Raw genomic sequence first — 25,908 nt, 5'->3', positions numbered from 1 at the left:
TTAGTGGTGTTGTACAGTAATAAGTATACTCAAACGGTCTGGAGCCAGTCGATGATCTGCCTTTTCTGCCGGTGTCAGTAATGACCGAAACTCCCAATTCCCTTTAACTGGCGTTCCCAATAGCGCTTTATTGGGCTCGGAAGAAGGCTCCAGATGTAATATATGGCCTGCATGAAGAACTGTAAGCGATCTGCCCGATCCCTCCTGTACTGTTCGAATATCAAATGCATCTCCCCAGCGTAAGGGATTGTTTACACCCGCAGCTATCAGCGTGTCGCCATGCAACACGGTTTTAAAAACGATCTTGTCTGTTATTCCATTGGGCAACACCGCGACCTGAATCATTTTACTGATTTCATGCCCATTTTTTTGTACCACTAACGTCAACTCCCGTAATCGACTCGTAGTGTCGGGTCCAGGCATAGGTCGATCATGAATAAGTAACGTCGCCATTCCTCTGGTTTTCCAATTAACCTGAATACTGTCATTTGGGCCAATGGTACGTGGATTTGCCGTAAAGGAATAAATTCTGGGTTTGCAGGACTGTAACTGACTGATGGATAGGGCAACCATCAGGTATAAAGAGAAGTGTCGTAGTCTCTCTGGTGAATGAAGGGAGATCATTAGGTTAGGAATAGGTACCGTATAAAGATAGGATAAAGGCCAGATTATCAATCTCATAAGCCACACCGTATTTTTCCCCTATTTTTCATTGTGTACGGCAGGAGACTGTATATGCCTGGCGGAGGTTTCCTTTAACCAGTAGGTCCCGTTCGCATTAATGTGTACTTAATTCTTGGATTGAAAAAAGCGTTGACGCTAAAAGTGTCAACGCTTCCCAATCAACCCATAATAGACTGCATCTAGTGAATGGCGCAATCGAACCTAAAATAAATAACCTGATATAGACTAGATAACTTATTGATTAGACGGAGGCTAGCGATGTGTCAATAAACGATCCTTCAACGAGGCAGATGCCGCTGCAATTCCTACAGGCTCACGATCAATCATCTATTTATCGACTCAGTTCTTACTGAACGAACAATCCTGTAGTCACTCATAATTATATTTCGTAACGCTCAGTAAATTTAGTACACGGATATCCAACAAATAAATATATTTGTCTAAACCATTCACCGTAACATAAACTCATGAAAACAAACTTTTTTACGCCAATCACTTGGCTGGCGATGCTTTCCATAGCATCCTCGCTCTTCCTGCTTACCCTTAAAGAGCTTTTTAATCCCACTTCGAGGTAGATTAAACGAATCGCTACAATTACTTCCACTAAAAAAACAGTCTAAAAGTTATTTAGTCTGTCACTTCATTATGCTTTTATGAAAATTATCTCTGGCTCTGGCCGTTATTGTTTCTCGTTACCCGTAAGCTGCACTGGTTCGCTTTGGCAGGGCTATGGGGGCTGGCTGTTTCGGGTTTGCTCGTTTTTGTTAATAGAACCGCCCCGCCGTCGCCCTAGAATCCTTCGAATCCCTTGCCAGGCTATGCCGTCCTCTGTTGAGTACAGTCTATATAGTTACCATTCAGATTCTGTTGTAACCCCTTGTCCAGCTTCATTTTCGGTACAGCCAAAGGCGATCCAGTCGAGTCGTATTACCATACTACGACCTGTAGCTACTAAGGTGCCTCATGATGTGTTTTTCGCAAGTAATCGACGAATCGCTTCTTAGTAGACGATAGATAAAGTATGTCATGCCCCCGCTCGAATGCAAGAACTGTGATTTCGAGCGGGGGCATTTGTTAATCTGAAGCCTGAGATGAAGTGTCTGTTGACAGTAACCGCACAGCGTCTACCAGTTCAATGCGCTTACGGGTGTAATACACCAATTCCTGGGCTGTAGTCGTGTGCATAGCTTCGTCTTCAGGAGAAGCACCATCCAGCGTAAATAACTCAATCGTCTCATATAGCTCATCGATTAAGGCATCACACTGCCCAATCATATCTTCCAGCAGCTTCCTCTGACGGCCAACATCCGGATCGTTTTTATCATTGGGCTGGGTCATAGTTGTGAGCTATACTATCTCTTTCATCTGGTCAGGATTATGCTGCCAGATGCTTTATTGCCATAAAGAGGACAAGAGTAGTAAGCTACTTTGTTTGATCAATCAATTGATTAAATGCTAGACAATCAGTTATCTAGCCCGATAAAAAAGCTTCTCTGAAAATACTCCATTAGATCAAACTCAGGCTCTCGAAGGCAAAATCAAACAATCTTCAATTATACAAGAATCTTAAATTGACAACTAAAGAGAAAGTCAAGTCAAAATAAAATAGCACAAAAATTGAAATATAGACATTATAATATATTTTTGGTAACAAATACCAATACATCCTAGCTTGTTGCTTATCTGAGTGAGATGCGCATTGTATTAACTGAATTTCCTGCAAATGTGCGCATACAGTTCGGCCTTAACTTAATTTGTTTTAGTTTAACAACTAGTCATCCTGCCTTAGTCTTCTTCATAAAAAGACAATTCGGTGCGTCAGGCGGAGTTTCCAGATTAGCGGGTGTATTGACGTTGGCTACCCTTGATGCAGGCACCTTTCAGAAATTATACAGTATTCCCACGTTCTTAGTGATTGTATCTTTCTTGAGGTTTAAACACCTACTTGTAGAAAAATCAAAAATAGGTATATAATAAAGTAAAAGTAGTGAGCCATACGCAGGTATCTTCCCGTAGGAGTTGCCACCTTTGTTAGTATCAATGCATAAATATGAACTCGCCAGAACCTATACAGCGTCGGTTTAGCCGTCTCAAGCGTCAGTTAGTCTGCCAGCAAAAGGAGCAACGACGGGTTGAGCGCCAACTGAAAATAAAATCATTACGCCTTGCCAAGTTGGAGGAGCAGCACAGCCTGCTCACCAATAAATTAAACCAACAGATAAAAATCAATCTTGAGCAAGGCCAGCAAAGTGAATACCAGTACCGACAACTCATCGATTCGGTTCAGGATATAATTTTCAAAATTTCGCCTGAAGGCTATTTTACATTTGCTAATTCGATGATGGAGAACTGTTTAGGCTACACTCAGGCAGAACTGATTGGCCGGCATTTTGTCCATCTGATCCTACCTGATTATCGGGCGGAGTTGATCAAGTTCTACCAGACAATGGTTCAAACTGGTCAATCTGCCACTTACATTGAGTTTCCGGTTCGGGCTAAAGATGGTCGTACCGTTTGGATTGGTCAGACGGTTGGACTGGTTAAGGACGATCGGCAGGTTCCCGAACTAGTAGCTGTGGCCCGGGATATTACCCAACGAAAACTCACGGAAGATTCCTTTCAATTGACCCAAGCTCGACTGGAATCACTCATTACCAACCTGCATACGGGTGTGCTGGTGGAAGATGAAAACCGAAAAATTACCTTAACCAATCAGTTGTATTGCGATCTGTTCAGCATTGACCAGTCACCCGATGCATTGGTTGGTCAGGAGTTCGTTTCAGTAGCTGTTCCGCCAGCCCTTTTATTTGCGAATGCGGAACAATTCTTTCAAGGGATGGACGAGGTTGTAGCCAATCGAGTCGCAGTCAGAGATAGAATGATTAATCTGGCCGACGGCCGAATACTGGAGTGGGATTATATTCCTATCTGGCTGGCTGGCCAATACCGGGGCCATTTATGGAAGTACAGAGACATTACTCAAAAATACCAGACGGACGAACGTATCCGCAGAAGCGAAGAAAAATATCGATCCATCATGAACACGATGGAACTGGGCTTACTCGAAGTCGATAACGAGCAAACGATTTTGCGCGCCTACGACCGATTCTGCGACATGATGGGTTACACGCAGGAGGAATTAGTTGGCCAGAATGCCGCTGATTTACTGGTACATCCTGAATATAAGCCGGTGCTTAACCAGCAGCAGGGGCAACGAAAACAGGGCAATACAGGCTCCTACGAAATGGCACTGATGCGGAAAGACGGTACCCGAATCTGGGTGCTGGTGAGCGGTGTACCTATATTCGACGAAAACGGCGCTTTAGTTGGCTCAATGGGTATCCATTTCGATTTGAGCGAGCGCAAACGTCTTGAAGAAGAACTGGCTCAGGCTCGCCAGATAGCAGAAGATGCTCGACATACAGAAAAGCAGTTTCTGGCTAATATGAGCCATGAGATTCGCACTCCTCTAAATGCAATCCTCGGCTTTTCGAACCTCCTCGAAATGACCGTTCTTGATTCGGAACAAACCGAATTCACCAGTTTTATCCGGACAGCCGGCAAAAACCTGCTCAATATCGTCAATGACATTCTCGACATTTCGAAGATTGAAGCCGGCATGTTGCCTTTAGAATCTATTCCGTTTAGTATTCCATCACTGGCCGATTCTATTCGGACAATGCTTCACTCGGCAGCTACGGAAAAGAATCTATGGCTTACCGTCGAAACTGACCCTACCCTGCCAGCAGTTGTGTTAGGTGATCCAACCCGCCTGACGCAGATTTTAGTTAATTTATTGAACAATGCAATCAAGTTCACCCAGAAAGGGGGTGTTCGGGTACGCATTGAAAAAAGGGCGGAAACGGCAGAATCGGTACGAATACGCTTCATTGTGCAGGACACGGGTATTGGCATGGCGCCAGATATCTTACCTCACATTTTTGAGCGATTCCGCCAGGCCAGCGATTTCACAACCCGGTATTATGGTGGCACGGGTCTCGGTCTGAATATTGTTAAATCGCTCGCCGAAATGCAGGGCGGCTGGGTTAACGTATCCAGTACACTTGGAGAGGGTTCCTGTTTTACCCTGGAGCTTCCCTACAGAATAGCCGCTATTCCGGTTGATCTGATTACGCCAGGCTCGGCCATTGCCTTGAATCCAGAACACTCAAACCTTCGTATTCTAATCGTGGAAGATAACCTGATGAATCAGAAACTGGCTCTTCAGGTCCTTAAACGGTTGGGGTACACGGCCCAGCTAGCTGAAAACGGTCAGTTAGCACTCGCTCGCCTGCAGAAAGAAGATTTTGATCTTGTGTTAATGGATATTCAAATGCCAGTCATGGATGGGTACACGGCCACTCGCCACATTCGTACTACCTTGAAAAAAGATGTGCCAATCATCGCCATGACGGCTCATGCCTTAGCGAGCGAGCGAGAGCAGTGCCTACAGGCCGGCATGAACGACTTCCTGCCTAAACCTTTTCAGGTGGAGGAGTTGCAGCGTATTTTACGCAAGTACACCCCTCTCCATTATTCGGAGGGACCGTCTTCAACAAAACCGAAAGCGGTGGTGGATGTAAAACCCAGTTTCTCATTAGAGGTATTACTGAGCGCCCTGGACAACGACCGGGAATTTGCAGCGGAAGTCATGGAGTTATTTTTGGAGCAAACGCCTGGTGAGATTCAGAAAATTCAGGAATGCCTGGAGCAAAGCGACTTAGCTACCATTGGCGGAATTATACATACACAAAAAGTCGCCTTCAAAATGTTTGGCTTAACCGAAATGGTTCGCCTAAGTCAGGTGCTGGGAGCTCAAATAGGCGATGGCCAGACAGTGGCTAAGGTAACACCTCTGGTAAACCAATATTTGCAGACGCTTGAAGCAGAACTACCTGTTATTCAGTCTACGTTTGATAACATGTGATTTAGGCAGAGAAGCTAGCAAATAAGTATGTATCTTATCTGAGGTAAACAAACGAGCGTAGACTCGATTAAGAAGTGGACCATTATTAACATTTTTGCAATCAAAATTGCGGATTACCTATGCGTTTAACCTATTTAATACTTTCTATTGGTGTTGCTCTGATTCTCTATTTAAGCTGGCAACCCCATTATGATTTTAAGCATATATGGTTTATTCCTAATTGGGTATCGCGTTGGACCGACGTTCACGCAAATGGCAATATACGCACGGCGGTTCCTTTTGTGTTTATGGGTTTATTTGCCGGTTTTTTACCCTCTTCTCAGCCTCGTTCAATATTCCAATGGCTGATATTGTGGCTGATTCTGGTAGGAATTGTGACCCTTGCAGAGGTCGGTCAGCTTCTTATTCCTAGTCGCTTCTTTAGTTTTGAGGATATTGGCTGGGGTGCTACAGGAGCTTTGGCGGGCTTGTTTACTTCTTTTGTTTTGGTAAGCGGCCTAAGAAAATTCAGATCTCACAGTAAATAACGGACTTTTCTGCCCGATCCAGCAAATCGATGATTCCAGAGCCTGACCAAAATAGATTCTGTGGATTCTACTAAATAGATAATATATTGACGATCCTTAATACCTAAACTCTATTTAGAGCTCTCTTGTCATTCGCTCATTGTATAGATCCAGCTCTTCGTCACTCTTTTTGCCATAGGTCAAATCCATAAGAGCAGCCCACTTACGATCGCCCGTTGCCGCAGCGAATGCCTCAAATCGTATCTCCTCTATCAGCCAATTTATGGGATAGCATTTACCTTCGGCCAGAGCTATGGCAATCAGAGAATCATAAATATCTCTGGCCTGGGCCTCACTTGGTGTTGATGACCACAAACTTGTGTAAGCCTCGTAAACTTCCTTCACCTGACTGGCTCTGGCATTCCAAAAACAGATAAGCGGTTGGCTGATAGATGAGAAAACAGTACGAGTTTGTTTGTCAAGGATCATAATTGACTTTTCTGAGTAAACACATCATCAATCATGCCAGTAATTCATTTACCAATGTGTTACAACCTTATTTTTTTCATAGTAGAGAACCTATTTTATATACCAATAATCTCAATTAGTTAACTAATCATAAAGTCAAGAAAAGCGCGCTAGCCGAAACGCCTGAATAGCAAACCTTGTCTGTTCTTCTAAGGCCAGCTCAGCTAAAATTTGACCTACAGCAGCCGAATGTTTAAAGCCGTGACCTGAACAGACAGAGGCCAGTAAGATAGAAGGGTTGGTTGGATGCTGATCAATGATAAAATCACCGTTGGGTGTCATGGTATATAAGCAAACCGCCGATTTAACGCATTCAGGACCAATTCCTACAAAATTTGGAGCAATGTGCTGCTCATACATTGCCTGCGTTTCGGCCTGACTCACGATGCGATTTACGGATTCGGGGGAAGTTGAGTGTTCATATACTTCTGTCGCAATTTTGAGCCCACCAGCAGGGCCACCAACTGCCGGGAAACCATACACTTCCCGATCACTCAGAATAAACACAGGAAATCGATCAGGGGTATATTGCCGATAGTCGCCCCGAATAGCAAACCAGTACAAAACCTGCCTATAAACCCGCAGTAGGTTAGAATAAGGGGTATCCCGAAGCGATTCAGCGATCCAGGAGCCGGTCGTAAGAATCAATTTCCGGGTTTGGTACGTCGCCTGATCCGTTCGTATTGTCACTAAATCTCCCTTCGACTCAATCGACAGCATTCGCTCATTTGTCCGAACAGCTGCGCCGTTTTTGCGAGCCTGATCCAGTTGTACTGAAATGCAACGTTCTGGATTCAGAAAGCCAGCTTCCTTTTCATAATAGCCAATATCATTGCTACGAAACTTAAACTGCGGAAACTCCCGCTGTAGCGTAGCCGTATCCAGCATACGATGGGCGATACCAAATGACTCCGCAGCCTCAATAGTTGTTCGGAGCCAGCCGGGTTTATGATGCATTTGTACGTCAGACTGCTCCTGGCCAACAAAAAGACCACCTGTAATGGTCAATAGACGCTCGCCAGTCTGCTGCTCAAGCTCCCGCCAGATTTCGTAGGATCGCAGGGCCAAAGGCACAAAATAAGTACCTTCGCCTATGGCCTGTCGCGTAATTCGGGTTTCGCCGTATGTAGACCCTAATGTGTGCGGTGGCGAAAATTGATCAAGACCCAATACATGAGGTGTTTGTTTGGATAGCTGATAAAGGGCAGCACTACCCATAGCCCCTAATCCGACCACAATCGCATCAAAAATCATAAACGTATTGCCTTACAAAAACCGACGATGAATTTGACTATTCCCAAGCTGCCCTACTAATTATCCCAAGTTCTGCTATTTACCAAAAAAGTAAGCTAATAGATGACGGTTTCCTCTAAACGTAAAACCTTACTTTGCTATATCTAGTTAACTGCAAGAAATTTATCTGTAATCACTGACGAATCAATGACCGACGAGCAAAAGCCCTTCGATCAGGATATAGCCGCCGAACTTGAGCGGTTACAATTTACACTACAGGCTACCGGAATCGGTACCTGGGATTTTACCCCCGGTAACCAGCTTATCCGTTGGAATACTCGTTGCCAGGAACTATTTGGTTTTCCGGGCGAGGAGACGGTTCCTTTCCAGCAGGTACTCACCCGAATTCATCCCGACGATCGGGAGCGGGTAGATGCAGCCAGGCAAGAAGCGTTCGATAGCCCATCCGATGGTCTGTTTGATATTCAACTCCGTACCCTCGAGAGCGACGCTCATCCATCACGTTGGGTGCAATGTAAAGGCAAAGCCCATTTTGATCAACAGGGAAATCCCATTCGGTTATCGGGTATTGCTCAGGACGTTACGGCCCTGATACGGCAACAGGAGCATTTAGCTACTTCGGAGCAGATTAACCAGCTAGCTACTGAGGTGGCCGATGTAGCCACTTTTCATCTTCGGTTAGCCGATGGACATATTGATTACCAACCTTTACTGGCTAAAATTCTAACGGGGCTAGAAACCACGCAGTTCGATCAGTTTACGCTGGCTAATTTTATCCATCCCGATGATCGTGCTATTCGGCAGCAAGCTTATGCCGATGGGTTAGTAACGGGTAGGATTCGATTTGAAGTTCGGTTTATCTGGCACGATGGCTCTGTTCACTGGATTCGCGTGCAGGGAGCTTACATCATGGATGAGTCAGGCAAACCATGGGAGGTTACAGGTCTGGTCCTGGACGTTACAGATCAGGTACTAGCCTTGCAGAAACTTGAGAACAGCGAAGCCCAAATGCGCAGTCTGGTCGAAAGTGCGCCCTTCCCTATTGGCGTTTATGTGGGTCGCAACATGCGGATACAACTTGCTAATCAGTCAATTAAAGCGGTATTCGGAAAGGGCGATGATGTGGTGGGCAAGTTGTATTCGGAGCTATTACCCGAACTGTCAAATCAGGAAATTTTTGAGCAGCTGGATCATGTGTACACAACTGGTACGCCTTTCCACGCCAAAAACCAACGTGTCGATATTACTGTAGATGGGAAATTACAGCCGTACTATTTCAATTATAGTTTTACACCCCTCTACGACGCTTCGGGAAAGGTGTACGGCGTAATGAATACGGCTGCCGAAATAACAGACCTGATTCTGGCCAAGCAGCAACTGGAAAAAACAGAATCTTCTCTTCGGGGGGCTATTGAACTAGCCGAACTCGCTACCTGGAGTATGGACGTCAAAACCAGCCGCTTTAGCTATTCGGAGCGATTTATGGACTGGCTAGGTTTCTCCGAGTCAACGAAGAGCATGGACGAAGCCTATAATCCGCTCCCCGACGAGTTCAGGCAATCGGTTGCCGATGCAATAGCCGCCACTATTGCGCCCGGTTCATCCGGTATTTATCACAATGAGCATCCAATTATTAACCGGCTTACGGGTCAGGTACGTATTATAAGTGCACAGGCACAGGTGTTTTATGATGACGCTGGAGAGCCATTGTCGCTTACGGGTACAGCACAGGATATTACTTCCCAACGTCAGTTACAGATTGCCCTGGAACATCAGGTGCAGGAACGCACAGAAGAATTGGAAGCTGCGAATGAAGAACTTTCGGCAATCAACGAAGAACTGGCAGCTACGAATGAAGAATACGCAGCCACCAACGAAGAACTGGAAGAAGCCAATCAGCTATATAGCCGATCCAATGAGAACTTGCAGCGGTTCGCTTATGTAGCCAGTCATGACTTACAGGAGCCATTGCGCAAGGTGCAGCAATTCGGTGATTTGCTCAAAAGTCAGTATGCAGCCCAATTGGGCGATGGCATTGGCTATCTGGAGCGCATGCAGGCAGCAGCCAGCCGGATGTCAAACCTGATTAAAGACCTGCTGAGTTTTTCACGGATTTCTACCCGGCAAGACGCATCCTCTTTAGTCTCTCTTAATAATGTAGTTGGCACCGTTCTGGGCGATTTAGATTTGCGTATCCAGGAAACGGGTGCTCTTGTCACAGTCGATCCGTTACCCAGAATTCAGGGCGACAAGTCACAGCTGGAGCAGTTATTTCAGAACTTACTGAGTAATGCACTAAAGTTTCGCCAGCCCACTATCGCTCCAGTGATTCAGGTAACTGCCAGAACGGTAGCTAATTCTGAGCTTTCTCCCTCTATAAAGCCTGGCCGCGTAACACCAATGTACCATTGTATTGAGGTCTCAGACAACGGTATTGGTTTTGACGAAAAGTATATAGATCGTATATTTCAGGTTTTCCAACGACTGCATAGCAAGAGTGAATTTGCTGGAACAGGCATTGGGCTAGCCATCTGCGAAAAAGTAGTAGCTAACCACGGTGGTGCTATTACGGCTCATAGTAAACCTGGGCAAGGCGCTACCTTTAGCTTGTATTTTCCTGCATAAACCCACTCTTAACCGGATATGTCCAGCCAATTTCCCATTTTACTGGTCGATGATGACCCCAATGTAGCCGATATCCTGAGTAAGGCGGCAAAAACTAGCTTCACCGAAGCTTCATTTATCCATGTCAGCTCATTCGAAGAAGCAAAACAGTATATCGAAGAGCTCGAAGGAAAAGGCCCAAAAATTGTTTTACTCGATATCGACTTACAGGATAAAGTTGACGGATTAGACTTTCTTGCGCTGTTACGTGCCCATCCGAAAGGCCGTGTCCTACCCGTTGTCGTGTTGTCGGCGAATAAAACAGCTCAGATTGTAGAGCGAGCTTATATATTCGGTGCGTCCTCCTTTACGGTTAAACCGTTTAGCTACGGTGACTGGAAGACGTATTTAAGCAATTTAAAAACCTACTGGTTTGAGACCGTTACGTTGCTGGATGTCCGACACAGTAATGACCAGTAAGTAGTTATATTCTTTAAACGCAGAGACGCGGAGAACATAGAGTTGAGGATGATTTATCCACGCTGTGTTCTCCGCGTCTCTGCGTTTGAAATTTTGCCTCTATACTTGGGATAGATCAACAGAACGACTAGTCGTCATAGCTGGTTTCGGATTCCAGACCAAATCCTATTTTTTGCAGACTATTGATGGCGTCCGTAATAAATCCGGCTGCGTCGGTAATCTGGTGCGCATCAGGGTGATTCGCGTCAACAGATCCCAACAAGCTCGTTGCCTTTATTTGTAGTGCTTCTAATTGAGCAATGAGCTCAGCGAGACCAGATTTCATTTCCGGGTTCATAATTTCTAAAGTTGTAGGTTGTATGAATTGTACCCACGGGCTTCAGCCCGTGGGTACATTAACTAACGTCCTATCACAAGCCTTGTTTGAGCAGGTGAACTATCTGCGTCCAGAAGTTGAATACTAAGAGAGCCATCTTTCTGTACACTTCGGTCAATCGCCACTGTAATCGAATGAATTCCCTGCGAAAAGTCGGCCACTACGCCACGATCGGTTAGTTTAAGTGGCTTTTGACCCACCCAGGCACTTAAACCAGCCGTTGAGTTCATGGCCAGATTTACATTTCCTTTACTAACCACTTCAATATCGAATCGAACGAAGCTGTATCGCTTACCTGCATTCACGTCAATGACCGGTAGTTCGTCCAGAGGCAAGTCGCCAGCTACTTTACTATACGCAGGTTGCCACGATACTTTTGCATTATCCTTCGCAATGTAGCCGATCCCGTCTGTCCCAATTTTTTTAGCCAGTTCTTTGTTGGCCGAAACGGTATTCCAGCGACGTACAAATCGGGCTGTGGGTACTCGGAATTTCCCCGATTCACCCATTTTTGACAGAAATCCAATGAGGTTCACAAACTCCTCTTTATCTAGGCTGGCGGTTAATCCCGGCGGCATTAGTGAACCCGGTATTTTTTCAATACTGCTGATCTGGCTTTTAGGAATGGAAACTTCTGAGCCCGAGACGTCACGAATTATGAGTTCGGAACTGCCATTGCCAACCAGATAGCCCATTAATTCACTACCATCTTTTTTCGCGACACGCTGCAGCTCGAACCCTTCTTTAATGGATTGGTTTGGGTAAAGAATAGACCGGATAATCGTCTCGGCGGGTGAACTGGTTCCGAGGCTACTCAAGTCCGGACCAATGCGCCCTCCGGCTCCGCCTATCGCATGGCACGTGAGGCAGGTGAGGTTACTTTTCCGAAAGACCAGCTCTCCTTTAACAGGGTCAGCCGTTTCTTTCGCCGTTTTTGCCAGGCTGGTGATTTCCTGGGCAGTTAGTTCCTGTGGCATTTTCTCAGGAACTAAAACACCACCAGATGCTTCCAGGGCTTGTGTCAGGAGTTTAACCTCATCAGCGTTACGCCGATTATATGGTACGCCACGCTGCATAAACTGCCGCCCTTCTTTGGCTCTATTTTCTGGTATTTTCCGCGCCGTCAACTCATCGGCAAGTGCTCGTGTACCTTGCTTATTTGTCAAAAATGCCTGAAAAAGCTCAGATACATCCGTTTGTGGCGGCAAAGTTCGTAGCAGGTCGGCCCCAATTTTGGCCGCTTCCGTTCCATTTACGGAAACATATTGAGAAGCGGCTGCCAGTCGTACATCGGCCGGATTTTTCGCACCCGTCAAGTCAATTAGCGACTTTCGGGCCTGATCGGTATTCAGTGCAGCCAGTGCCCCCAAAGCGGCTTTCCGTTTACCTTTATCGCCTTTTTGAGCCAGACTTACCAGTGTTTCATTTTGTTCATTCAGCCCCCATAAACCAATCAGCCGGATAGCATTCGTGGCAATGGCATCATCTTCGTTATCGATAAAGCCGGTAATTCTGTTCAGATTACCACTGGGTTTCACACCCCGACGGGCTGCTTCTTCCAGAGCGCTCAATTGACTAGTTTGTGTGGTTACCCGTTTCGTTGAACTGCTGTTCTCCTGAAGGGCTTTGTCAAAAATGATCGTCAAATCGGCGGCACTGCCGAATTTGGCAATCGACCCTATTACATCTTTTTGATATTCTTCGGGTATCTGATCTTTTTGATACAGTTGAGCCAGTTGAGCAACCGCCGTGGGGTTACTCACCGATTTCAGCGCAAAGGTGGCCTTCTTGAAATTGCCGAAGAAAGCAGGATCACTTTTCAATCGTGTCATCCACAACGGCTCCAGTTCCCGCACAGTTTGCCAAAGAGCAAAATCCAGGAATTCGTCCATTGGGTTGTCTAATACGGTCAACGCTGTGCGGGCGGCCTCTGCCGTTTGTACTTTTCGGAGAGCGATCACGGCTTCCAGACGTACCTGCGGATGCTTGTCTCCTACTGCTTTGGTAAGAAGAGCGGGTACATTGCTTAGTTTAGGATACCATAATTCAAGCGCCCGCAACGCAGCCGCCCGAGCCTTGTGATTCTCGGCGTTCAAAAGCTGTAGTAAAAGCGGCTCGTTGACTACCTCAAGCGTTTGATACAGCCAAAGTGCTTCCAGCAACTGATGTTCGTAGTCGGCGTCCTTTTTGTCCAATTCCTGAACCCATTTTTGGAGGGCAGGAATCACCTCTTTTGTTCCGCGCGCTTTAAGAACCTGCTTGGCCTGCAAACGGGTCCAGTCTTCGGGTACTTTCAGGTCTTCCAAAAGTTCGCTGATACTGGCTTTACTTAACTGCGTCTTTTTGACTAATGGTCGGTTCTTGGCAACAATCCGCCAGATACGGCCATGTTCGTGATCCCGGCGTGGATCATGAAAATCTACCTCACCATGCTGAATAATAGGATTGTACCAGTCGGCTACGTAAATGGCACCATCTGGGCCAACAGAGATATCGACTGGCCGAAACGCGACATGATCCGTCCATAACAAATCCTCTGCCTGCTTGGATGCATAGCCACTCCCCTGTTCTTCGAGCTTAAACCGGTTGATCCGGTTGGCCCGAAAGTCGTTGGTGATGACACTTCCCTGCCAGGATTCGGGCAGGTGGCGACCCGAAACTACATCCAATCCACTATGCTTGGGTTGACCCGGATTTAGTCCGCGCAGGATTCGGGCGGCACCGGGCGACGTGAGAAAGGTGGCGCCTGGGAATGCGTAGTTAATACCTTCAAAACCAGCACCATCTGTCAGAAAACTTTGACCCCACCGATCAAATTGCAAGCCCCACGGATTAACCAATCCTTTGGCGTAAACATCGAGTTCGAGGTGTTTGGGATTCAACTGCCAGACTCCACCACCCTCCAGGCGTTTGATACCCGCTGGTGTTTCTACGTGACTATAAATGTAAATGGACTGATTGAAGTAAAGGAGTCCTTCTGGCCCCCACCGAAACGTATGAATGAGGTGATGTGTATCAGCAGTACCAAAACCAGCCAAAATCCGGCGCTTTTTGTCCGCTTTTCCATCGCCATCCGTATCGGCGAAATGCAGGATTTCGGTTGAGTTAGCCACATATACACCCCCATCGCCCGGCAGGATTCCGGTGGGCGTGATCAGGCCTTCGGCAAAAATGGTCGACTTATCAGCCTTGCCATCGCCGTCGGTATCTTCCAGAACAAAAATCTTATCGTTTGCCTGTTCGCCCGTTTTCAGATGCGGGTAAGCTGTACTGCTTACTACCCACAACCGACCGTCGGCATCCCAGTTCATTTGTATAGGCTTGGCTACCAGCGGTTCGGCAGCAAAGAGCGTAACCTCAAATCCATCGGCAACTTTAAAAGAATCAAGCTCACGCTTCACATCAGGATTAGGGTTTTCCTGTCGGTTATCCTGATTGACAGAGGAGGTAATCAGCAGAATAGCCGGTATGATGATCAGTCGACGGAAGAACTTCGGCAGCCAGCTAGTTTTCATGACGTTCATGTTACTTCAAAAGGGTAAGTTGATAGACTCTTTGGGTTGGCGTGCGGTTTACGGCGATCTGACCTTCCAGCCAGCTAATGATAATACTGCGATCTTCCAGACCTTTCGCATGACGACCTTGCTCGTGGGCACGCATACCCAGAATATAGGTCGTGTTGGGTGGGCGATACTGGAAGAAAAACAACTCATTCTTTTTTAAGATCATCTGCTGCAACTCATGAACTTGCTCAAATGAAACGCCCTGCCTGATATCGACACCTTCTTCCCATTGTTTGGCCGACGCGGTGATCACCTCCATATTGTCGGCAGTCAGGGTATAAAATCCTTTTTTCAAACCGGTTATCTTAACGATCTGTCCTGGAACCATTCCTCCGGCTTCGTCCACAGGCAACGGAAGCGGCAGGTAATGTTCATCGATTATAAATTTTAAAGGGGCACTATTGGTACCCGAATCCAAAATTTTAGCCGAAGCAGTTGCATCTACCGCGCCTTTCGACATTGTTAGTGTAACTGGCTGATTCCGTGCGGATAACCCCAGGCTTTTTTCGAGAGTAGTCGCCAGATAATAGTAGCCGGTTCCGTTCAGATGAATACCGTTTTCGGTAAGTCGTACGGTTTTGCTGATGTCCTGAATCGGTTTGAAAATGTCGATATACCGCTTGCCACGCTCCGCAGCCGTTTTTGCTATCGTAGAGGCATACAATTCCAGCATAGAATTACGCTTCGCGAGATTTTCGGTAGAATCGGCGGACAGAATTGGAATCGGAGACAATAGAATGGTTTTCGCGCCAAGCTGATCAATCTTGTCGAGCAGTTTGGTTAACCCTTCTTTAAACGTAGATAGACCGGCCTCGCCATCCTGCGCTTCAATACCGCCATAGGCCACAAAAACTACGGTTGGCTGTGCTTTTGTAATGTGCTCCATGAGCAGCTCATAGGCGGTGGGTGGATTTGTAATCGTACTCCTGGCAACGCCAAAAACGTTGTCTCCACTCCAACCCAGATTCCGAAAGGTAATATCGCGGTCGGGCCATCGGGTTGTCAGGGCTAATTCCAGATAGCCATACTGGAAATCATTCTCAAACAGTGAGTTACCCAGAAAAACCACTCGGTCGCCGTTTTTCAGTTCAAAGGGAGTAGTAGGTGATTCTGAAACCGATTGGGGCTTATTCTGAGCAATGGCCAATCCGGTTGAGAGGAACAGAAATAAGACGATTATATAAGTTAGCGTAGTCGATACCTTACTCGTTGTCATGCATGGTTAATTTAACGTGAATAGGCTAGTAAGCACAATATAGTTGTACTGGAGCTAGTAGAAAAACGATTTTTACGGCGTCAATTCAATCTGTCGGAGCCAATGCAGACATCGGCCAAACCACTCGTCGAAGGCGGGCGTTTTCAGGTAACCGTGGTCGCCTTTGGCGTATAGGTGCATATCAGTGAGGATGCCATTTCGTTGCAGGGCTTCGTAAAAGACCAGACTATTTGCTACCGGAACAACCTTGTCATCACCCGCATGCGTCAAAAACGTCGGTGGTGTCGATGAATCTACGTGTTCTTCGTTTGAATACAGTTTGATCTGTTCTGGGCTCGGTGAGGGACCTAACAGATTACCACGTGTACCGGCATGCCCTATCTTTTCCGTCAAACTAATAACCGGATACACCAGGATCATAAAGTTAGGGCGCAGGCTGACACCGGTCGGATTATCAATCAACGACTTAGCATAGTGCGTTCCGGCAGTAGCTGCCAGATGCCCTCCCGCCGAAAAACCCATGATACCCAGTTTTTGCGGGTCCACGTGCCATTCGGTAGCGCGTTGTCGAATCGTCTTAATCGCCTGCTGAGCGTCCTGCAAAGGGCCAATGGATTTATCAACCATTGTTTCATCACTCGGCAACCGATATTTCAACACAAAGGCGGTAATCCCCATTTTGGTAAACGCTTCGGCCACATCATAGCCTTCTCGTTTGATCACCAGCACACCATAACCACCACCAGGGCAGATGATTACAGCAGCCCCATTGGCTTTTCCTTCGGGTGGTAAAAAGACCGAAAGCGTAGGTCGGGAAACCTTTGAAACAACAAAATCGGAGCGCTTAACTTCCTGATCCGGCACATCTTTGGCATTTGGAATTGGACCGGTATACAGCGAAATTTCCTGCTGGGCCAGGCATTGAGCAGACCAAAGCAGGAAAATAATATAGAGACCAATGGATTTAATCATAATAAAATCTGCGTTTTCATTAGGCCTCGCTTATCGCTCAATCGCTACTAGCTTGTGCTCTGACTTCTTTTTCTCTTTCTGGACCGTTGCCCAGGCCGTTTTTTTGAGCTGGGTAGCGAACTTCTTATCTATTCCATCCGGACAAAACGTGAGCTTAACCGGCGACTCATCGTACAGGAAGCTATACCAAACCAGAGCGCCCAGGTAACAACCCGCGTCATTCGCATGGTGAGAATCAAACGCAAGTTTGTCGTTATCCCAACGGTAACCCATATGCAATGAATGCGTTTGGTTGGGCAGAGAGGGCGATTGCGGCTGGCTGTAGTTAAACGTGTTGTCTTTATTAAAAGCCCACTTTGTCTTTGCATTCATCCGCCAGAATGCATCGCCGTTCGGAATAATGGCAATCCCTAATTCATTGGCAATGGTATGATAAGCTGCCCTCGATTTCTCCCACATCTCCTCTGCGCTCCGGGCAGAATCTTTCGGTGCGATTTGACTAAAATCCTTTGAATCGGAGCGATAGGCCCAGGTCTGGTGAAAGACTACAGTCGCCTTTGGCTGTAGTTTCTTAACATACTCATATAGTTTTTTGGCATAGGGTCGGTAAGTATCCACATCGCCGGAAAGGATTGAGGCTTGCTGGATAGTAACAACATCCCACACCCCTTCCGACAGGAGCATCTTCAGGGATTTCCCGCCATATGGTTTTCCCTGAGGATCATCAGGATTTCGTTCGGCTGCCTCCACATGGCCCCAATGCCGTTGCAGCGAACTACCTCCAATTTCGGCGCGTCCGATCACTAGCTCATGACCACCTTCTTTGCTCAACTGAGGCAGGTATCTGGTTGCGTTTTGTGAGAAACTATTACCAATAAGAAATAAGTGAAGCGGCTGCTTTTTGCCAGTTGACGGTTGCGCAAAGGCGATTTTAACCGAGAAAAGCAGTAATAAAAGAAAGACTTTCTGTTGCCTGATCTGGCGGAGACTCATCATTGATCTAGAGCGGTAATTAAGGGGTTCCTGGTTAAAAAGAGCCAAAGCAGCAGAATCTATCCGTCAGACTGGCTTCTTTTCGCAAGAGATGGCTCTAGCAAACCGCGTAAATTTAATGGAACAGCATTGGTTGGTCAAAGGCAGGAAAGAACATGACTATAATTTAGGCAGGCAGTTATACATTAAAAAAACAGTCACCCATCAACAGAACGCTTAGATAATCAAGCAAAATTAGGTTTAATTATCCGCGGTCTGTGTGACCCGTCGGGGTCAGATGTCTATAGAAAAGCTCTATATGCTATAAACATTTGACCCCATCGGGGTCACACAAGCGCAAATGATTAAACCTAATGCTTCCTTTAAATAGGAACTAACTTCACTTTATACGTACTCTTATATCTGTTCGGCCAGGAACGCGGCTACTTCTGCCAGACGGTTTGAAAATCCCCACTCATTGTCGTACCAGGCAGCTACTGAGAGCAGATTGCCTTCCTTCGCCGTTAGGGGCAGATCGATGATCGAGGAATGTGGGTCGGCCACGATTCGGGACGAAGCCCATTGGTCTTCCAATACATCCAGTACGCCTTTCAACGGACCATCGGCGGCCGCTTTACGAAAGGCATCATTGACTTCCTGTACGGTACTGTCTTTTTCCGTAATCAGGTTCAGCTCAGCAATACTGCCTGTGCGTGTCGGCACGCGATAAGCTTTACCGGTGATTTTAAGATCCTTCCAGATGAACTGCAACGCCCGAGCGGCACCTGATGAAGAAGGAATGATGTTTTCGGCAGCGGCCCACGAATCGCGTCGATCTTTCATGGGTTGATCGGTCAACGATTGGGTGTTGGTATACGAATGCACAGTCGAGAACAATCCGTATTGAATACCAAAATTCTCCAGAATCACCTTAACAACAGCAGCGAGTGCATTGGTTGTGCAGCTCCCCATGCTGATAATGCGATGGCTAGCCGGATCAAACGTTTCCAGATTGATTCCTTTCAGCAGTACGGCATCACAGTCGGCCAGTGATTTGCTGGGGGCGCTGATGAGTACATACTTGGCTCCTCTATCTATGTGAACTTGTGCACCAGCACGGGTCGTTGCGCGGCCAGAACAGTCCACCACCAGATCAACGCCCAATTCACCCCAATTAGGCACTTCTTTCGATGAATTGATATAAGGAATGTCGCGCCCACCAATAGTCAATTTGCCTTCGCTTCCTGAAACAGGTTCTGGCCATCGGCCGTAGTTGGTGTCGACCGAGAACAAAGCAGCCAACGTGGGTTCGTCTCTGATATCAGAAATCGAAGTCGGAACAAATAGGTTATTCTGTAAACCAATGCGCAGAAACTGACGTCCAATGCGCCCAAATCCATACAAAGCAATCGTTGCCATACGAGGTAAAGTGTAAATGGTTTGTTAAAGGGTAATGCGTTTTTGGTGGCGAATGTTTCCTGACAAGAGTATATCTTTTGTAGGCAGCACAAGGCGAATTTGACTGGAAATGCCTAAAATCTTTGCCCACTCTATCGAATGATTTAACTTGTGGACATGAAACAGATCGTCTTGGGGCTTATTGCCTGTTTTTTTGCTGTTAGTTACGGATTTGCCCAATCGAACACCAACGCTGGGATAACGAATTTACCCCGAATCGCCATAGCGGGTTTAGGGATAGAATCCAGTACGTTCTCCCCCGCTGTCACGCAGGAAGAAGCCTTCCATGCCCGATACGGCCCTGAAGTGTTTAATGCTTATCCATTTATGATGCCCATTTCTCCCCTACGTAAACAGGCGATCTGGCTGCCCACCATCGTAGGAAAATCGCTTCCCGGCGGAGCTGTAACCCGACAAGCCTACGAATCGCTGGTCAACAAAACGCTGGATTCGCTCAAGAAGTATGGCCCATATGACGGCCTGTATTTTGACATACATGGCGCCATGAGTGTCGTTGGCTTGGATGATCCAGAGGGCGATTTCCTGACCCGAATCCGAAACGTAATTGGTTATAAGACGCTCGTTTCCACGTCCATGGATTTGCATGGAAACGTGTCCTGGCGATTGGCCCAAAATTCTGACTTGATTACATGTTATCGGATGGCACCGCACGAAGATGCCATGCAAACAAAGGAACGCGCTGTAGTCAATCTGCTGGAACGCATCAAGACTGGCAAGGGGAAGCCAGCTTACAAAGCCTGGATACCTGTCCCGATTCTGTTGCCGGGCGAAAAAACGAGTACGCGCATCGAACCGGGCAAGAGCCTTTACCATGAAGTAGAGCCCATTGCCGATCATAAAGATGGTATCGTCGATGCGGCTATCTGGATAGGTTACGCCTGGGCCGATGAGCCTCGCAATCATGCAGTTGTCATGGTAACCGGTGATGATAAGGCGAAAGTGACCCAGGCCGCCGAGAAACTAGCCCTTGATTTCTGGAACGTACGGAATCAGTTTGGCTTCGTAGCACCGACTGGCACGCTGGAAAAATGCCTCGCGGATGCGCTAGCTAGTCCAAAACATCCCTTTTTTATCAGTGATACCGGCGATAATCCAACGGCTGGTGGTGCTGGCGATGTGACCTGGACACTCACCCAGTTGCTCGCTCGGCCGGAGTTCCAGCGTGCTGATGGTCCTTCGCTTATTTACGCATCTATTCCCGCCCCAGAGTTGGTAAAAAAAGCAATAGCAGCTGGCGTTGGTGGCCATGTTGAAGGTACTGCCGGAGCGGCTGTCGATGCCCGTTTTGCACCACCTGTACTGCTAAAAGGAACTGTAGAGTCAATAGTTTACGGCGATAAAGATGCTGAAGTTGAAGTTGTTGTGAAGGTCGGAAGCTTACACATCATTGTTACCCAAAAGCGAAAGCCCTATCACAAGGAAATTGATTTCACCCGTTTGAATCTCGCACCCCGGAAAGCCGATATTGTTGTTGTGAAAATTGGTTATCTGGAACCCGAATTGTACGCCATGCAAGTTGGCTGGATTATGGCATTGACACCAGGGGGTGTTAATCAGGATTTGGCTAGTTTGCCCTACAAGCGAATTAAACGCCCTATGTTCCCCTTCGATAAAGACATGAAAACCCCAAACCTGTCGGCCCAACTCGTGCCGCTGTCGGGAGCATCGAAATGAGAAAATTTTAGATTTTGACCTGGCGTGGGGAATACCAGCGTCAGGTCAAAATCTAATTACTTGGAGGCCAAATGCCCAATGGGTTTACCCTGTGCGAGTATCCCGGCTGGTCCTGTTAATGATTTTTTCAATACATACTGAGCCAGCACGGGAAAATGGTCGGAGAAGGAGATGTCCGACAACGTCTGGCATGCTTTGATATGCCAGTCGGCACTAACGAATTGTTGGTCTATTCGGGCACAGTATGGATGGCGATTTAACGTAAACCCAAGCCCCTGCCCCGCTTCTTCAAACGCATTCCTGAAATTCTGGCTGAGCTTTCCGTATGAATAACCCATTGGCGTTTCGTTGAAATCGCCACAAATAATAACCGGGTATCGGCTACCCGCCACGTAGGTTTCTACCTCTTTAAATTGTTCATTTCGGTTGGCGAACCCCTCTTTCAATTTGGTAAAGGTGTCGATAAGTTCAGAAGCAAACAGACCGATATCACCTGCTTTTAAGGCATCGATTGCCTGATTCGTACGCACACCCATCGACCATAAATGCACGTTAACCACGCGAATTGTATCCGCTCCATAAGCAATATCGGCGCACAGAAACCCATTGATATCAGGAGCATACGTTCGGTTCCAGATTTGGCCATACTGATTCACAATGGGGTATCTGGAGAATAAAGCCAACCCTATTTCCCGGTCTTTATCGAAACAGCTTAACTTTTCAACTTTGGCTGTGTATTGGCTTTCGATCTGTGAATTGGGCGAATATTCCTGAAAACAGGCAATGTCCGCTTTCAACGAAGAAGCATCGAATCCATTTTGCGCACTTGTTGGAAACGTTTCGCTGTTAAAACTCAGCACGTTCAGTGTCTGCACCTGACTGAGCGCCAGCTCGCTAACGTTTGCTCCTACTAGTCTTTTCATCACCAGAAACGAGCAGAAAACCCAGATTAAACCGGCTGTAGCAACCATCTTTTTTTGCTTGTAAAGCAGGTAGATACAGGCAACTAATCCACAGGGAATCGCTAAGGGCAAGCTCATCATGACAAAGCCCGGCAACCAATGGTCAATCATTGGATAGTAGCTAAATGCCATGGAGAAAAATAAATAGGCAAGGGTAGTATAGGCGAGGGGAAATTGCCGGTATCGGTTCACTAGCTGCCTTCCCTTATCCGTTACCATTTCCCAGGAAAACGGCAACTCTGACAATAGACGGCCTACCTGTTTATAGAATGTTTCCATACGTTGATCGTTGAGTTTATTTACATGCGTCTCCCAAAATAGACGCGTTTACTACTTCACCTCAAAACGGCCTCCGCCAATGCGAAGGCCTTCAGCATACAACTCCGCGGTGTAAGTCCCTGGCTTATAAGCGCCATCCCTGCGGAAAAACAGATCTACCCGTTGATCATTGTTTTCAAAAGGTACCGTTTGGCGGCTGCTGTAGCCAATCTCGTGTCCGTCATATACCAGAACTCCACCAATACCACTTTCACTGATAACAGCCCCGTTGGCGTCCAGCAAGCGTAGGTAGATTTCTTTGTTGTTCATCAAGGCCACAGGATTCGACGGCATGATGAAGGTAATTTTCAAGCGGTCGATACGCGATGCTTTGTAGACACCACCCCGGCGCTCTTTTCCGTTAGTCGCCAGCGCAACTACCTCTACATTAACGGCTTTCATGGCAGAGGCTAGTGTCACTTTATTTGCCAGGTCGGCATTCTGAAGCGAGTAATCAACTACTGTTTTGGCTAATTCTGCTTTTTCGTGCTTTAAGCCTTCGTTTTCACTGAGGATACTTTCCTTTTCCTCTTCAAGCGCACGAGTCCGGCTGCGTAAGGAACCATTTTCGTCCTTTAGCTTAAGGACATCGGCTTCATGTAGGGCCAGAAAATTTTTATAATCCCTGATTTTCAAGGTGTATTTCTGAATCGAAAACGTCAGATCATACTTCAGCTTCTTCTTGTCATTTGCCAGCTGCCGTCTGATTCGCTCCAGTTCGGCAACGTTACCGCCTAGCTTACGCACTTCGACAATCTTCTCATCCAGCACTGTTGAAATGGAATCGAGCTTAAGCTGCGTGGAGGCAAATTGCTCCACTTTGGAGGTCAGCAGCTTTTGGACTTCTAAGGTTTCGTTCCTGGAGCCAAGGAACAAATAGAGGAGCAAGGCCAGAATGCCTATCAAAGCGCCTATTGTCATATTCAGCGCTCCCTGCTTCTCATTTGTAGCTTCTACTTCCATTGTCCTGATTCAGTGGTTGTTTGCAAAGCAACGACACCAAACTTAATTAGGACTTAATCTGACTTTAAATTTACCTTAAAATCGATGGAACCGCACCGGCGGCCCGGGATGATTTTTATGATCAATATGAATCAGTTATGCTTTTCACCTCACCCCAACCCCTCTCCTGTTTTCAGGAGAGGGGCTAAGTTGGCCCTGCTCTCGTCTGACTTTGCTGAGTGAGAACGGTGAGTCTAAGTTGCTCCCCTCGCCCGTTTTGGGAGAGGGGCCGGGGGTGAGGGGAAACGCCAACAAGTAGCAAGTTCACCTCACCTCAACTCCCTCCTATAACATGAGAGGGGCCAAGCTGGCCAGAGTCAGCGTAAAGGTTGTCCCCTTGGGTGTGGACGTCACCGCTATATCACCCTGGTGAATTTGAGTCACTTGCGCCACAATGGCAAGCCCTACGCCATGCCCTTTGCTCGACATAGCCGTTGCATTACTCCGAAAGAAAGGCTGAAAAATATAGGCTAAATCGACCTCGGGTATCTGCGCCCCTTCATTAAAAACAACTATTGTTATCTTTCCTCCTTTAGATCGAAAGTTAACCGAAGCCGTTTTCGCGGGCGAAAACTTACAGGCATTATCGATAAGATTCATCAGCAACACTGTAAGCGATGCTCGGTTTCCCTGAGTAATCAGAGCCTCTTCATTGTCGGGAAAATCAGTGAAAGTAAGCTGGATCACGTAGTCGTCATGCCAGGCCTGCAACTGCATTTTCGTTTCCCACAGAAGCTCATCCATCCGAACCGGCTCGAACGGCAACTTATTGGCCTGAATAGACGTATTCGCCAACTCCAGCAGGGTGTTGGTCAGTTGGGTCAGCGAACGGGCGTCCTCTTGCAGCGATTGAAGTGTTCTCTCATAAGCTTCCGGATTTCGTTTCTGAATGAGCGCCACATCAATCTGCGAATTGATCTTTGTCAGCGGGTTTTTCAACTCATGCGACACATTGGCGATAAACATCTTTTGCGTCCTGAGTGCCTGTTCAATACGGTCGAGCAACTGGTTGAACGTGGCAACGAGTAATCCAATTTCGTCGGACCGGTTCGGGTGCTCTACCCGCCTTTCCATATTGGCAGGGAAGATGGTATTGACCTGCTGGATGATGCCTGACATCGGCGCCAGTGCCCTGTCGGCAAAAAGCCAGCCCGAAATACCCAGTAACAGAATAGCGACCAGAATCATGACCATCAGTATCCGCTTAAGATCATCCAGACCTTCTTTACCCGCCTGGTCGATGCCGCTTACAATCACCCAGTTATTCCCATTTCCGCCGGTCAGATGAATCGCTACAATCTGGTATTCATCCTTTTGTAGATACAACGTTTGGGCGGTCGAATCCAGTTGCGGAATGAACTGCTCGTGGAATTGAGTATTTGCCGGATTCGTGGAAAACAGAACCTCTTTGGTTTTTCCATTATAGACCGAAATGTTCTCATTGAGGAGGGGTTCTTTACCGGCCGCATCGATGAGTCGCAAAACGGTGCTATCAGTCTGTTGTAAATCAAAAAGAAGGGTTGTTGTCGTAATAGCGCGGTCCTGAAGGCGCTTGTAGAATCGCTTTTCGAGGTAAAGCTTGCTGAAGAAGTAAACGCCGAGCGAGAAAAACAGCAGAATTAGCGTTACCAGAAAGACAAATTGGTAGGTGAGTCGGGTACGAATATTGATCATTACGACAATAACTTTACAACATATCCCATGCCGATCTGGGTATGGAGCAATTTAGGGTCGAAATCCTTATCGATCTTTTTACGGAGGAAGTTTATGTACACTTCAATGATGTTGGTGCCGGTATCAAACGTCAGATCCCACAACTTCTCCGCTAGTTCAACTTTAGAGATCACTCGTCCCTGATGGCGCAAAAAGTATTCAAGCAATTGAAATTCTTTGGCCGTTAGCGCAATTTCCTTTCCTGCCCGAATCACCTGTTTTGTATCTGGATTTAATTCTAAATCAGCGATTTTCAGCAGGTTGGCCGTTGGCGCTAACCCATGATTCCGGCGCGTTAGGGCCCTTACCCGCGCCATTAATTCGCGAAATTCAAACGGTTTAACCAGATAATCATCCGCACCCGCGTCGAGACCGATGATTTTGTCATCGATCGTTCCTAAAGCCGTCAGCATCAGGATTGGAACGGATATGTTGGCCTCCCGCAGCTTTCGGACTAACTCCAGGCCATTCATGCCGGGCAAAATAATATCGGATATAATGAGGGCGTAGGCCGACCGTGTAGCCAGTTGCAAGCCCATCGTTCCGTCGTAGGCTATATCAACCTCCCACTGGTGCTCTTCGAGCCCCTGCTTAATACTTTGAATCGTTTTAACCTCATCTTCGATGATCAGAATTCTCATGATATCGCTCTTTCTCCGGTCGAATATATAGAAATAA

19 protein-coding genes are annotated in these 25,908 nt (G+C 46.9%); 5 read left to right on the top strand and 14 right to left on the bottom strand.

The window, feature by feature from the left end; all coding sequences use genetic code 11:
• Complete coding sequence (locus tag GO755_RS35915) at positions 1–573, bottom strand: hypothetical protein (RefSeq protein ID WP_157590266.1); 573 nt, start codon at positions 571–573, stop codon at positions 1–3.
• 1,185 nt (positions 574–1,758) lie between these two features.
• On the bottom strand, positions 1,759–2,022 hold the full coding sequence (locus GO755_RS35910; RefSeq protein ID WP_157590265.1) for a hypothetical protein: 264 nt from the start codon (positions 2,020–2,022) through the stop codon (positions 1,759–1,761).
• A 712-nt stretch (positions 2,023–2,734) separates the two neighbouring features.
• Between GO755_RS35910 and GO755_RS35905 the strand changes: the two genes are divergently transcribed.
• Both GO755_RS35905 and GO755_RS35900 read left to right on the top strand, forming a co-directional pair.
• Positions 2,735–5,611, top strand: a complete 2,877-nt coding sequence (locus GO755_RS35905) for a PAS domain-containing hybrid sensor histidine kinase/response regulator (protein WP_157590264.1) — start codon at positions 2,735–2,737, stop codon at positions 5,609–5,611.
• A 119-nt stretch (positions 5,612–5,730) separates the two neighbouring features.
• The gene (locus tag GO755_RS35900; RefSeq protein ID WP_157590263.1) at positions 5,731–6,138 is read left to right on the top strand and encodes a VanZ family protein; all 408 of its coding nucleotides are present in this window, start codon (positions 5,731–5,733) and stop codon (positions 6,136–6,138) included.
• 114 nt (positions 6,139–6,252) lie between these two features.
• Here GO755_RS35900 and GO755_RS35895 read toward each other — a convergent pair whose 3' ends face one another.
• Positions 6,253–6,606: a hypothetical protein gene (locus GO755_RS35895; protein WP_157590262.1), complete on the bottom strand. Its 354-nt coding sequence runs from the start codon at positions 6,604–6,606 to the stop codon at positions 6,253–6,255.
• 135 nt (positions 6,607–6,741) lie between these two features.
• On the bottom strand, positions 6,742–7,899 hold the full coding sequence (gene solA, locus GO755_RS35890) for an N-methyl-L-tryptophan oxidase (protein WP_157590261.1): 1,158 nt from the start codon (positions 7,897–7,899) through the stop codon (positions 6,742–6,744).
• Between the two features lie 186 nt (positions 7,900–8,085).
• On the opposite strand from solA, the gene GO755_RS35885 reads away from it, so the two are divergent.
• Together GO755_RS35885 and GO755_RS35880 are read left to right on the top strand one after the other, a co-directional pair.
• Positions 8,086–10,524 (top strand): PAS domain-containing protein, encoded by a 2,439-nt coding sequence (locus GO755_RS35885; RefSeq protein WP_157590260.1) that lies wholly within the window; start codon positions 8,086–8,088, stop codon positions 10,522–10,524.
• 18 nt (positions 10,525–10,542) lie between these two features.
• On the top strand, positions 10,543–10,983 hold the full coding sequence (locus GO755_RS35880) for a response regulator (RefSeq protein ID WP_157590259.1): 441 nt from the start codon (positions 10,543–10,545) through the stop codon (positions 10,981–10,983).
• 127 nt (positions 10,984–11,110) lie between these two features.
• On the opposite strand, the gene GO755_RS35875 is transcribed toward GO755_RS35880, so the two are convergent.
• The 6 genes from GO755_RS35875 to GO755_RS35850 form a co-directional block, all read right to left on the bottom strand.
• Positions 11,111–11,320: a hypothetical protein gene (locus GO755_RS35875; protein WP_198175032.1), complete on the bottom strand. Its 210-nt coding sequence runs from the start codon at positions 11,318–11,320 to the stop codon at positions 11,111–11,113.
• Positions 11,321–11,382: 62 nt separating this feature from the next.
• Positions 11,383–14,874, bottom strand: coding sequence for a PVC-type heme-binding CxxCH protein (locus tag GO755_RS35870; protein WP_227687223.1), 3,492 nt, complete (start codon positions 14,872–14,874; stop codon positions 11,383–11,385).
• Between the two features lie 10 nt (positions 14,875–14,884).
• Positions 14,885–16,138 carry a GDSL-type esterase/lipase family protein gene (locus GO755_RS35865; RefSeq protein ID WP_157590256.1) on the bottom strand — a complete coding sequence of 418 codons (1,254 nt, stop codon included), beginning with the start codon at positions 16,136–16,138 and terminating at the stop codon, positions 14,885–14,887.
• 72 nt (positions 16,139–16,210) lie between these two features.
• Positions 16,211–17,110 (bottom strand): alpha/beta hydrolase, encoded by a 900-nt coding sequence (locus tag GO755_RS35860; RefSeq protein ID WP_157590255.1) that lies wholly within the window; start codon positions 17,108–17,110, stop codon positions 16,211–16,213.
• Between the two features lie 30 nt (positions 17,111–17,140).
• On the bottom strand, positions 17,141–18,106 hold the full coding sequence (locus GO755_RS35855) for a DUF4886 domain-containing protein (protein WP_227687222.1): 966 nt from the start codon (positions 18,104–18,106) through the stop codon (positions 17,141–17,143).
• 393 nt (positions 18,107–18,499) lie between these two features.
• The gene (locus GO755_RS35850; protein WP_157590254.1) at positions 18,500–19,501 is read right to left on the bottom strand and encodes a type I glyceraldehyde-3-phosphate dehydrogenase; all 1,002 of its coding nucleotides are present in this window, start codon (positions 19,499–19,501) and stop codon (positions 18,500–18,502) included.
• A gap of 156 nt (positions 19,502–19,657) precedes the next feature.
• Here GO755_RS35850 and GO755_RS35845 point away from each other — a divergent pair, with 156 nt between their 5' ends.
• On the top strand, positions 19,658–21,235 hold the full coding sequence (locus GO755_RS35845) for a M81 family metallopeptidase (protein ID WP_157590253.1): 1,578 nt from the start codon (positions 19,658–19,660) through the stop codon (positions 21,233–21,235).
• 56 nt (positions 21,236–21,291) lie between these two features.
• On the opposite strand, the gene GO755_RS35840 is transcribed toward GO755_RS35845, so the two are convergent.
• The 4 genes from GO755_RS35840 to GO755_RS35825 form a co-directional block, all read right to left on the bottom strand.
• Positions 21,292–22,476, bottom strand: a complete 1,185-nt coding sequence (locus tag GO755_RS35840; RefSeq protein ID WP_157590252.1) for an endonuclease/exonuclease/phosphatase family protein — start codon at positions 22,474–22,476, stop codon at positions 21,292–21,294.
• 51 nt (positions 22,477–22,527) lie between these two features.
• Positions 22,528–23,478: a hypothetical protein gene (locus GO755_RS35835; protein WP_157590251.1), complete on the bottom strand. Its 951-nt coding sequence runs from the start codon at positions 23,476–23,478 to the stop codon at positions 22,528–22,530.
• A gap of 324 nt (positions 23,479–23,802) precedes the next feature.
• Positions 23,803–25,191 carry a sensor histidine kinase gene (locus GO755_RS35830; protein ID WP_157590250.1) on the bottom strand — a complete coding sequence of 463 codons (1,389 nt, stop codon included), beginning with the start codon at positions 25,189–25,191 and terminating at the stop codon, positions 23,803–23,805.
• The gene (locus GO755_RS35825) at positions 25,191–25,871 is read right to left on the bottom strand and encodes a response regulator (protein WP_157590249.1); all 681 of its coding nucleotides are present in this window, start codon (positions 25,869–25,871) and stop codon (positions 25,191–25,193) included. Before GO755_RS35825 ends, GO755_RS35830 begins: the two co-directional genes overlap by 1 nt.
• Positions 25,872–25,908: the final 37 nt, after the last annotated feature.

Source organism: Spirosoma arboris (genome assembly GCF_009754945.1).
Classification (GTDB): Bacteria; Bacteroidota; Bacteroidia; order Cytophagales; family Spirosomataceae; genus Spirosoma; species Spirosoma arboris.
The sequence above is the reverse complement of the archived record's forward strand: the minus strand, read 5'-3'. Positions and strand labels throughout refer to the sequence as shown.

Excerpts from the sequence above, each read along its gene's own strand:
- GO755_RS35915 (WP_157590266.1), bottom strand. The coding sequence starts at position 573 with ATGGTTGCCCTATCCATCAGTCAGTTACAGTCCTGCAAACCCAGAATT.
- GO755_RS35910 (WP_157590265.1), bottom strand. The coding sequence starts at position 2,022 with ATGACCCAGCCCAATGATAAAAACGATCCGGATGTTGGCCGTCAGAGG.
- GO755_RS35905 (WP_157590264.1), top strand. The coding sequence starts at position 2,735 with ATGAACTCGCCAGAACCTATACAGCGTCGGTTTAGCCGTCTCAAGCGT.
- GO755_RS35900 (WP_157590263.1), top strand. The coding sequence starts at position 5,731 with ATGCGTTTAACCTATTTAATACTTTCTATTGGTGTTGCTCTGATTCTC.
- GO755_RS35895 (WP_157590262.1), bottom strand. The coding sequence starts at position 6,606 with ATGATCCTTGACAAACAAACTCGTACTGTTTTCTCATCTATCAGCCAA.
- solA (WP_157590261.1), bottom strand. The coding sequence starts at position 7,899 with ATGATTTTTGATGCGATTGTGGTCGGATTAGGGGCTATGGGTAGTGCT.
- GO755_RS35885 (WP_157590260.1), top strand. The coding sequence starts at position 8,086 with ATGACCGACGAGCAAAAGCCCTTCGATCAGGATATAGCCGCCGAACTT.
- GO755_RS35880 (WP_157590259.1), top strand. The coding sequence starts at position 10,543 with ATGTCCAGCCAATTTCCCATTTTACTGGTCGATGATGACCCCAATGTA.
- GO755_RS35875 (WP_198175032.1), bottom strand. The coding sequence starts at position 11,320 with ATGAACCCGGAAATGAAATCTGGTCTCGCTGAGCTCATTGCTCAATTA.
- GO755_RS35870 (WP_227687223.1), bottom strand. The coding sequence starts at position 14,874 with ATGAAAACTAGCTGGCTGCCGAAGTTCTTCCGTCGACTGATCATCATA.
- GO755_RS35865 (WP_157590256.1), bottom strand. The coding sequence starts at position 16,138 with ATGACAACGAGTAAGGTATCGACTACGCTAACTTATATAATCGTCTTA.
- GO755_RS35860 (WP_157590255.1), bottom strand. The coding sequence starts at position 17,110 with ATGATTAAATCCATTGGTCTCTATATTATTTTCCTGCTTTGGTCTGCT.
- GO755_RS35855 (WP_227687222.1), bottom strand. The coding sequence starts at position 18,106 with ATGATGAGTCTCCGCCAGATCAGGCAACAGAAAGTCTTTCTTTTATTA.
- GO755_RS35850 (WP_157590254.1), bottom strand. The coding sequence starts at position 19,501 with ATGGCAACGATTGCTTTGTATGGATTTGGGCGCATTGGACGTCAGTTT.
- GO755_RS35845 (WP_157590253.1), top strand. The coding sequence starts at position 19,658 with ATGAAACAGATCGTCTTGGGGCTTATTGCCTGTTTTTTTGCTGTTAGT.
- GO755_RS35840 (WP_157590252.1), bottom strand. The coding sequence starts at position 22,476 with ATGGAAACATTCTATAAACAGGTAGGCCGTCTATTGTCAGAGTTGCCG.
- GO755_RS35835 (WP_157590251.1), bottom strand. The coding sequence starts at position 23,478 with ATGGAAGTAGAAGCTACAAATGAGAAGCAGGGAGCGCTGAATATGACA.
- GO755_RS35830 (WP_157590250.1), bottom strand. The coding sequence starts at position 25,191 with ATGATCAATATTCGTACCCGACTCACCTACCAATTTGTCTTTCTGGTA.
- GO755_RS35825 (WP_157590249.1), bottom strand. The coding sequence starts at position 25,871 with ATGAGAATTCTGATCATCGAAGATGAGGTTAAAACGATTCAAAGTATT.